The sequence below is a fragment of the Uniformispora flossi genome (assembly GCF_049534875.1).
GTDB lineage: Bacteria > Actinomycetota > Actinomycetes > Streptomycetales > Streptomycetaceae > Yinghuangia > Yinghuangia aomiensis.
This window is the reverse complement of sequence record NZ_JBMULZ010000050.1, coordinates 1-1,628: the sequence shown is the minus strand read 5'-3', so window position 1 is coordinate 1,628 and position 1,628 is coordinate 1. Positions and strand designations below refer to the sequence as shown.

The window sequence follows — 1,628 nt, the reverse complement described above, 5'->3', positions numbered from 1 at the left end:
CATAGTGATTCTTTTTAACGGTTAAGTTAGAAAGGGCGCACGGTGGATGCCTTGACACTAGGAGTCGATGAAGGACGGGACGAACACCGATATGCTTCGGGGAGCTGTAAGCAAGCTTTGATCCGGAGATTTCCGAATGGGGAAACCCACCACTCGTAATGGAGTGGTATCCATATCTGAATTCATAGGATATGAGAAGGCAGACCCGGGGAACTGAAACATCTAAGTACCCGGAGGAAGAGAAAGCAAATGCGATTCCCTGAGTAGCGGCGAGCGAAACGGGATTAGCCCAAACCAAGAGGCTTGCCTCTTGGGGTTGTAGGACACTCTGTACGGAGTTACAAAGGAACGAGGTAGATGAAGAGGTCTGGAAAGGCCCGCCATAGGAGGTAACAGCCCTGTAGTCAAAACTTCGTTCTCTCCTGAGTGGATCCTGAGTACGGCGGAACACGTGAAATTCCGTCGGAATCCGGGAGGACCATCTCCCAAGGCTAAATACTCCCTAGTGACCGATAGTGAACCAGTACCGTGAGGGAAAGGTGAAAAGCACCCCGGAAGGGGAGTGAAAGAGATCCTGAAACCGTGTGCCTACAAGTAGTCAGAGCCCGTTAACGGGTGATGGCGTGCCTTTTGTAGAATGAACCGGCGAGTTACGATCCCGTGCAAGGTTAAGCAGAAGATGCGGAGCCGCAGCGAAAGCGAGTCTGAATAGGGCGCATGAGTACGTGGTCGTAGACCCGAAACCAGGTGATCTACCCATGTCCAGGGTGAAGTTCAGGTAACACTGAATGGAGGCCCGAACCCACGCACGTTGAAAAGTGCGGGGATGAGGTGTGGGTAGGGGTGAAATGCCAATCGAACCTGGAGATAGCTGGTTCTCTCCGAAATAGCTTTAGGGCTAGCCTCAAGGTAAGAGTCTTGGAGGTAGAGCACTGATTGGACTAGGGGCCCCTACCGGGTTACCGAATTCAGTCAAACTCCGAATGCCAATGACTTATCCTTGGGAGTCAGACTGCGAGTGATAAGATCCGTAGTCGAAAGGGAAACAGCCCAGACCGCCAGCTAAGGTCCCAAAGTATACGTTAATTGGAAAAGGATGTGGAGTTGCTTAGACAACCAGGATGTTGGCTTAGAAGCAGCCACCATTTAAAGAGTGCGTAATAGCTCACTGGTCGAGTGACTCTGCGCCGAAAATGTACCGGGGCTAAACGTATCACCGAAGCTGCGGACTGTTCTTCGAACAGTGGTAGGAGAGCGTTCTAAGGGCAGTGAAGTCAGACCGGAAGGACTGGTGGAGCGCTTAGAAGTGAGAATGCCGGTATGAGTAGCGAAAGACGGGTGAGAATCCCGTCCACCGAATGCCTAAGGTTTCCTGAGGAAGGCTCGTCCGCTCAGGGTTAGTCGGGACCTAAGCCGAGGCTGAAGAGCGTAGGCGATGGACAACAGGTTGATATTCCTGTACCACCTCCTCACCATTTGAGCAATGGGGGGACGCAGGAGGATAGGGTAAGCGCGGTATTGGATATCCGCGTCCAAGCAGTTAGGCTGGGAAATAGGCAAATCCGTTTCCCATAAGGCTGATATGTGATGTATATCTAAATTTAGTAGCGAATTTAGTGATTGTTAAA

1 rRNA gene is annotated in these 1,628 nt (G+C 51.4%); it reads left to right on the top strand.

Annotation, left to right across the window (positions count from 1 at the left end):
- Window positions 1-19: 19 nt before the first annotated feature.
- Window positions 20-1,628, top strand: a 23S ribosomal RNA gene (locus ACPA54_RS38975); the annotation flags it as partial.